Below are 7,642 nucleotides of genomic sequence, written 5' to 3' on the forward strand. Positions count from 1 at the left end.
TTATAGGGCTTCTTGGGGTCCTATAATTTGCGCTTTAAAAGTTCTCAGGCTTTTTGTTAAGCATCTTAAAGTGGTAAATTAATGGAAAAGCCTGCTTGCGTATTTTGATATACTTTAGATTGAACGTAGCCTTGATTATTTATACCCTGAATTTGACCTGTCACCGCACGTTCTGCAAACTGAGCTAATGTGTGCAACCACTTGGGCTCTTTGATTATTTGGTTATGTCCTGGGCATATTGCTTGGACTGTTTTAAGGCGATTTAATCGTTGGCAGCTTTTGTAATAGGCCTCTGGATCTGCAAGACTAAAGCAGCTGTAAATAGGACCCATATAAGCAGTATCACCTGTAAATAAGCAGCCGGTTTGATCATCTAAAAAACAAAGATGACCTGGAGAGTGGCCAGGGGTATGAATTGCATGTAAATTGCGATGACCTAATGAGATAACATCGTTGTCGTTTAATAAGGTTTTTGCCTCATAAGGGTAGATTTTATATCGATCAGGATCTGTATAGTCGGGCAGTTGTTGCCGCTTTTTGAGTTGGGACAGACTTTTCCTAAGCAAAGAGTAGTCTAAAGAGGGCGTTTTATTGAGCAGCTCGGCTTCCAAATGATGAATGGCACATTGATTGAACTGATGATTACCTCCCACATGATCCCAGTGATAGTGTGTGTTGAGCACCTGAATGGGTAATGCTGTGAGTTTACGTATGAATTGATGCAGATCGCCAATGCCCATTCCTGTATCAATCAACGCCGCTGAAGTTGTGCCAATAACGAGATAACAATTGACAGTGTTCAGGCTAAAACGTGGATCTACTAGGGAAAATGGCTCAGAGATGGAAAAAATACCTGGATAGGGCATCTCATATTTAAACCAAGGCATACTCACCTCATACTTAATTAATTTTTCTAAAGTTAGAGTATTATTCTATAACTAAAGGACGCACGAGCATATGTTACGTTTAAGGCGAAGGTGTAATATATATGCTTTTAAGGGGGGCAGTTGGAATACGTTAGTAAACTGGTAGTATAGGTTCTAAAAAATGCTCTATCCATTACGTCATCTAGCTTTGCAAGGATATTTTTTAAATCCAATCTTAATCCTCATGCTAAATTAATCATGCTTATAGATGTTTGTATAATGTACTTTATGTTACGGTTTATGAAACCAGCTTTTGCCTATTTTTAGCCAAAATGTAGGGTGTTAAATATACGTTCGTTTGTGAAACACATCTTTAATCAAAATTGCTGTAAAGCTAGGCCACACATAGGATAAAGGTTAATTCAGAACCTCTTGTTGCCTATTTACTGACGTATTCAGGCTATTGGAACAACCACCAGAAATGCCTAATATTAACCTAAAAATTTTGTTACTTATGGTGCTTAACATATGATATGAAAAGGAAACTAATTAAATCAAAAGGATCGATTTTATGCTTGGAAATTATAAGATGACGGTGGTTATCGCTTTGGTAGTTGTAATTATTCTGGGGATCGCTTTTTTAAACGGTGAGAGCACAACATCAAAGTCAGGCGCGGTTAGTTGTGAAAATCTAGAGAACCAAACACAAGAAGAGTGTGCAAAAGAAATAAAAGCAAGTTTGAAAAGCCAAAAATCGGCAGAGGCAACTACGGATAGACATAGTCAAGGGGTATGAAACTCAATGGTTATATAAAGCTAAAGCTTAATCTAGACTTAATAAAGTAGTATGGATGGGTATAAGAGGATTCTATATGTTTAAGCTGCTCGTTATTTTATTTTTATCTGGTTTTATGTCCTCAACGTTGGCGACTATATCAAAAATTACTGTTGTAACAGGTGAGTGGCCTCCATATACCTCTCAAACAGTAACGGGCTATGGCTTAACAGCAAGCACTATGATTCATGCTTTATCCTCACAAGGAGTATCTGTTGAATTTAAATGGCTGCCTTGGAAAAGAGCATTTCTTGAAGCTAAAGAAGCTAAATACGATGGAACGATCCCTTGGTTCAAAACCCCTGGGAGGGAAAAAGAGTTTTATTTTAGTTTGCCTATTGGCTTTTCTGATACAGTGATTTGGTACAGCAAAAGTAACCCTGTTTATTTTTCAAATTTAAGCGATTTAACTGGGAAAAGATTAGGAGGAACAATTGGGTATAGTTATGGTGAAAAGTTCGATTTGGCGTCAAAAGATAAGTTCACTTATGACCTTGCTCGAAGTGATCTAATTAATTTGAAGAAATTATTGATTGGCCGTATAGATGCCTTTCCCTGCGATAAAGAAGTTTGTAAAGATCTAATAGAGAACTTTTTGACTAGAGAGGAGGCTTCGAAGCTGACTTTTGCGACGGCATCCCTTGTATCAATACCCACTTATTTTTTAGTATCTAAAAAGCATAAAAATGCCAAAGAAATTCTCTATAGGGTAAACGAAGGGTTAAAGCTTATCAATAAGTCTAAGGCGATGGATTCTACGTTTTAATGCAAGAATATAGACCGTAAGATTGTAGCCTAAAGATACATGGATAGCTTACCAAGACAAAGTAGTGCGCAGGCTACTTGAGCATAAAATCACTGTAGCCTAAAATCGCAGAAAGCTTTGCCAACAACGAGCAAAGCATCTTATTAAGCGAAGTTATGAACAATGCCGCTGAGCTTTGGGGTAGAATCGGACAAAACTTAAGTTGCCGACGACTTCATACCCCTTATTAAAAATAATAATGTTTCATTGAATATTTGCTTGATGTGGCAAACAATAACCAATATTTGCATACGGGGCATTTTTTTTGTAATACTGATGGGGAGCTAACGTTTTTATAAAGTATCCACTGCATTGTCCTACATTTGCTACTGTGCGGTATTTAACTCTAATTGTATTGCTTGAATTGTTTTTAATCCTAACTTGGTTATATCCACCAGTTGGATTTTTCCAGAACCCAAAAGTAACATACTTACAGCCGTTCCCACTGCATTTGGAGGCTGCAGAGATTGAGGCGGGGACAATTAACGAGCTAAAGAGTAAAGCGATCGCAATTAATTTCATGTTTTTGTCCTTCTGTTAGATTAATGGGCTTCCATACAAGCATATGAGCCTGCAGGATCACTAATTTTAGCGGCTTTCATTGCTTTAGCGCAGTCTGCGTATGATGGGTACGTCCCAACAGAGTTAAACCCTCCAGGAGCTGATGGGTTTAGTTTTCGTAGCTCGTAGTTTTTGGCTTGAGCTAGCGTTGAAGTAAAAACAAAAAGACATAGGACGGCAATAAAAGTGAAATGCTTTTTCATTATGAAACTTATTTATTTTTCTGCATCATAACCAAAATTATAGAGGCTAAATTGCTATTTGATTGATATATTGTATTTACTGTAAATTCTACGTGTTATCTTAATTTTTTGACGTTTCTTGGCTTGATTTTACTATAATTTAACTGCTTTTAAAGGCGGTGAATTATGAAAATACTAGTTGTTGATGATGAAAAAAACGTGCTTTTATCACTTTCTAGGATTATCCCTCAACAATGGGCAGATGTTACTATGCTGAGGGCGCTTTCTGGTGAGGAAGCTATTCATTTAATTGATAAAGTTGTAATTGATGCGGTGATCACTGATTTACGCATGTACAATGTGGATGGTCTTGAAGTCTTGAGGCATGTAAAAAAAGTTCAACCGAATGCACGCAGAGTGTTATTTACTGCTTTTTCTGGTGACCCAGGCGTTAAAGAAGCAATTGAAAGTGATGTTATTGATTTTTTAATTAAAAAAGGTGATAGGAAAAATGAAATTTTACAGTCCTTAGAAGACTTATGGATTTTATGGAAGTAAAGTGGCTAGGCGATGCTATTCTAACCATAGTTACATAAGTGAGGCATTATGAGGTGGGTAGACGCACTAATTAGCCACAATTTGAGACGAATCTTAGACAGAGAGCAAAGCTCTGCTGTGACGTTTAAGGCGAAAGTGTAACATATGCTTTTAAAGGGCAAAGAGCCGCAAGCTGCGCTATTCTAACCATAACTGAATGATTGGGGGTGGTTAGAATGGACAATATGAACCCGGCAGTACAAAGACAGCGAAGAAATCTTCTATTTGTTAGCTGTATATGTATATTGGTTGGAATTGCATTTTTAATAGACCCTAATATCAAAGTTACAAAAGCTAGTATTTTTGGAATAATTACCATTGAGTCTCAAGGGATCAAGCTTCTATTTACGTTATTATCTATTTTAATATTTTTCCTCGGTTTCTTTTGGTGGCGTTTTACGCAACACATAAATGAAGACAAAGGTGAAATTAATAGGCAGCGGGCACTTGATCGTTATAATGCATTTACTGATGCGTCGAATGTTAAAAATCGTGTGGTATTTAAAGATTTAGCTTTTTTGTATCTTCTTCACTCCCCTAATGGACCAGATAGCCGATGGGGTAAAATAGCATCAGAGAAGCTTAAAGCTGAACTTCAATGTTTAATCGGACGAACAAACGGTTTAAACAAGTTGGATAAGATTAATGATGATAGAGAACATGTTGGATATATTGACGGTTTGTTTTCTCATAATGAAGGAAATAAGTTTATTTTTATTATTGCTGTGTCCTACATTATTCAAAATGGCAACTATTCAGGATCAATGTGTTACCAAATTATCAATAAAAAAGAAGAGGCCGATAAATTAAATTTAGAGTTAAACAAGTTAGCGAGAAAAAACTACCCTTGGTGGTCTAATTATAGACTTCCTATGTATGTTGCTTTATTTGCATTTTTTAGCATTATGCTTACATCTTGTATAAAATTACCATTTTTTCTACATGCTCATCTTTATTGGTATATTTTTTCCCAGATGTTTGTTTTTACCGTAGTGGCTACTTTGGGTTTATATTTTTGGCTTGTTCGTGCTTCTTAAGGTACTCCTGAGGGGGTGGGGCCTTGTACGGTGCGCCACACCGCGGGTTTCGCGGCGCTGATTTTTTGTTTTCCGAGGGGTTTTGTTCTCTTCAACCCTTTAGCGCTTAATCATAGCGATAACGAAAATTGAGCGAGCGCAAGGCTATTGCCCTGCTGCTCTTTCGATAAATTCTTCCATAAATTTATTATAACTACCATCTTGCTTCATGCTTTCAATGGCTTTGTTAAAGCGATCAAGGACTGCAACTTTATCCGCTAACTTTTTAGAGACTGCGATATAAACATCTCCTTTATTGACAGGTACATTAATCATTTTAATTTTATTGCCAAGTTTCATTTTTGCGATGATTGTTTGTCCGGTGAGTTTGGCAGAGATTACTGCATCTAAGCGGCCTTTAAGCAGCTTTTTGAAATTTAAAATATCACTATTGGCGCGCTGCTCTTTGAAGAGTTTGGCTTTTACAACCGCGTCGACGGTACTACCATAACTAAATCCGGCGACCAGCCCCACGTTTTTACCTTTTAATGCCGATAGGTCGGTGGACGAGTTGATGTTAATCGCACTATCGGTAGGAACAAAAACCATCACTTCTTCAACATAGAATGGCTGTGAATAGTTGAAAATCTCTTCACGCTTGGGCGTTTTGTAGATACCAGCGATAAATCCTTTACCTTGTTCTGCACTCGATAGTGTGCGTTTCCAAGGGAAAACTTGAATACGTAAATCATCATCCATGCGGAAAAAAATGGCTTTAATAAGTTCAGGGTAAAGTCCTTGAGGACTTTTAGTTGAACCGTAAGAGAAAGGTGCATAATTGGTATAGAGCAGTACAGTTTCCTTAGCTGCAAAGCTATTTAAACCGAAAAAACTCATTACCAGGGCCATGATTAAGCTAATCAGGACTTTCATTGTATTCTCCAATGAATTACACAAGTTTGGCTGAAGTATAGTTGTTTTTGAAGATATTGTGTGACTTAAAGATAAGTTTTATATCAGTAAATTGGAGCGCTTTATGCTGATTTTAAAAGTAAAATAAAGAGAGCGTCGAAAGCCGTTAATATGATGGAGGTCGTGTGATTCAAATAGTTGCACCAATATGCAGCCTTATTGTGCACTGCATTTTCATGCTGGCGTTGTATATTAAAGTTATGTTAGCATCGACTATAGCCGATTTGTTTTAGAGTAACAGTAAAATTGTTGCGGCGCGGTATATTGGAGACTAAAGGAGGTGGAGATTATGTTGAAAGATAGTAAGACGGAAACAGCAAAAGACAATACAAAACAGATGGAGGAAGCTCCTAAGTCCTTATTTCTAGAGAGTTTTGCTAAAGAGTGCCAGGAATTAAGTTTTTCCTCCTCGCAACAAACAAACAATGAATCAACTATGGAAATTTAGTTAAAAAGGTCATGGTGGGTAGTTAGTGCCTCCATGACCACCAAACAATAACTTGCAATTGTTAATTTATTTGGCCGCAGCATTGTGCGTCAAGCCTTTTGTTGTGTCAATATAACAAGTTTAAGAAACTTAGGGGCCGTACTCTGATGTGGTGGCTATGCGGTGGGGCACACCGCCGGCTTCGCGGCGCTGATTTCTTGTTTCTCGAGGTTTAGTAGTAAAATACTGAACAGGCTTTTATTGATGAGTAAATGAACAATGAAGAGTACAAGAATAGCTATTATTGGCGTAGGATCAGTTGGCGCAACGACTGCTTATGCAATAACGTTAAGGCGGATCCCTGCAGAACTACTATTAATTGATGTTGATTGTGAGCGGACACAAGGCGAAGAAATGGACCTTATCGACGCGTTATCATTTAACGGTGGCTCGTCTATAAGAAAGGCAGATCTATCTGAAGCTAAAACAGCCTCTATTATTGTGATCACCGCAGGAAGCAACCAAAGACCTGGTGAAACTCGCGTTGATCTACTGAATAGAAATAAGGAGATAATGAGGTCTATTTTTAGTAAAATAGGCAAACTTCCAGAAAATTGTATTGTTGTTATGGCAACGAATCCTGCAGATGTTATGGCGCTGACTGCACTAAAATGTAGCGGACTACCCCCTCATCAAGTGTTTTCTTCAGGTACGTTGTTAGATACTTACCGTTTACGAGGCTCAATTGCTGACACGCTTAATTTATCGATCTCTTCCATACATGCTTATATTTTAGGAGAGCATGGAGATAGCCAGTTTCCTGCATGGAGTTTATCAATGATTGGGGGAATTCCGATAAAAGAACTAAATGAGTTTGATAAACAGAGATTAGAGCAATATGCGACTGAAACTTCTAATAGAGCGTATAAGATTACCAACCGGAAAGGGGCTACATATTATGGAATCGGGGCGTGTTTAGCGTCAATCTGTAAAAAGATTATCTACGACAAGCGCGCAGTTTTACCACTTTCTGTGTATCACCAAGAGCATGATATTTATTTCAGTGTCCCGGTAGTGCTTGGAGCATCAGGAATATTGCGTCATATGCCATTAAATCTACCTGACAATGAAAAAGAAAAATTAAATCTAACAATAGAGAAGTTAAAAAAGTTATCTTAACCCGGGTTTTTATAGCTATTCTGAAATTTAGGGTCCGTACTATCAAATGATGGTGGTGCGGTGGGGAACACCGCGCGATTTGATTCTGTGATTTTTTCAAAAAGTGGATGTCCGCATGTTCTAGGTTTTACGGTGATAACCCAGTAATTGTAAGTGTTTCACGATATTTAATTAGGACATTTGAAAGCGGTCGAACTAGGAC

At 37.7% G+C, this 7,642-nt stretch carries 9 protein-coding genes; 6 read left to right on the forward strand and 3 right to left on the reverse strand.

Annotation, left to right across the window (positions count from 1 at the left end):
- Positions 1-65 precede the first annotated feature (65 nt).
- Positions 66-887 carry an MBL fold metallo-hydrolase gene (locus tag BGC07_RS10535; protein ID WP_069313075.1) on the reverse strand — a complete coding sequence of 274 codons (822 nt, stop codon included), beginning with the start codon at positions 885-887 and terminating at the stop codon, positions 66-68.
- A gap of 550 nt (positions 888-1,437) precedes the next feature.
- Here BGC07_RS10535 and BGC07_RS10540 point away from each other — a divergent pair.
- Together BGC07_RS10540 and BGC07_RS10545 are read left to right on the forward strand one after the other, a co-directional pair.
- Positions 1,438-1,662: a hypothetical protein gene (locus tag BGC07_RS10540; RefSeq protein WP_069313076.1), complete on the forward strand. Its 225-nt coding sequence runs from the start codon at positions 1,438-1,440 to the stop codon at positions 1,660-1,662.
- Positions 1,663-1,738: 76 nt separating this feature from the next.
- Complete coding sequence (locus BGC07_RS10545) at positions 1,739-2,467, forward strand: substrate-binding periplasmic protein (RefSeq protein ID WP_069313077.1); 729 nt, start codon at positions 1,739-1,741, stop codon at positions 2,465-2,467.
- 243 nt (positions 2,468-2,710) lie between these two features.
- On the opposite strand, the gene BGC07_RS10550 is transcribed toward BGC07_RS10545, so the two are convergent.
- On the reverse strand, positions 2,711-3,028 hold the full coding sequence (locus tag BGC07_RS10550; RefSeq protein ID WP_069313078.1) for a hypothetical protein: 318 nt from the start codon (positions 3,026-3,028) through the stop codon (positions 2,711-2,713).
- A gap of 407 nt (positions 3,029-3,435) precedes the next feature.
- On the opposite strand from BGC07_RS10550, the gene BGC07_RS10560 reads away from it, so the two are divergent.
- Both BGC07_RS10560 and BGC07_RS10565 read left to right on the forward strand, forming a co-directional pair.
- Positions 3,436-3,807 (forward strand): response regulator transcription factor, encoded by a 372-nt coding sequence (locus BGC07_RS10560; protein WP_069313080.1) that lies wholly within the window; start codon positions 3,436-3,438, stop codon positions 3,805-3,807.
- Positions 3,808-4,022: 215 nt separating this feature from the next.
- Positions 4,023-4,883, forward strand: a complete 861-nt coding sequence (locus BGC07_RS10565; protein WP_139121669.1) for a hypothetical protein — start codon at positions 4,023-4,025, stop codon at positions 4,881-4,883.
- Positions 4,884-5,027: 144 nt separating this feature from the next.
- Here BGC07_RS10565 and BGC07_RS10570 read toward each other — a convergent pair whose 3' ends face one another.
- Positions 5,028-5,795, reverse strand: coding sequence for a substrate-binding periplasmic protein (locus BGC07_RS10570; protein WP_069313082.1), 768 nt, complete (start codon positions 5,793-5,795; stop codon positions 5,028-5,030).
- A 328-nt stretch (positions 5,796-6,123) separates the two neighbouring features.
- On the opposite strand from BGC07_RS10570, the gene BGC07_RS20670 reads away from it, so the two are divergent.
- Both BGC07_RS20670 and BGC07_RS10575 read left to right on the forward strand, forming a co-directional pair.
- The gene (locus tag BGC07_RS20670) at positions 6,124-6,282 is read left to right on the forward strand and encodes a hypothetical protein (RefSeq protein ID WP_158006913.1); all 159 of its coding nucleotides are present in this window, start codon (positions 6,124-6,126) and stop codon (positions 6,280-6,282) included.
- 258 nt (positions 6,283-6,540) lie between these two features.
- Positions 6,541-7,440, forward strand: a complete 900-nt coding sequence (locus BGC07_RS10575) for an L-lactate dehydrogenase (RefSeq protein ID WP_069313083.1) — start codon at positions 6,541-6,543, stop codon at positions 7,438-7,440.
- The last annotated feature ends 202 nt before the right edge of the window (positions 7,441-7,642 follow it).

The organism is Piscirickettsia litoralis, from assembly GCF_001720395.1.
Taxonomy (GTDB): Bacteria; Pseudomonadota; Gammaproteobacteria; order Piscirickettsiales; family Piscirickettsiaceae; genus Piscirickettsia; species Piscirickettsia litoralis.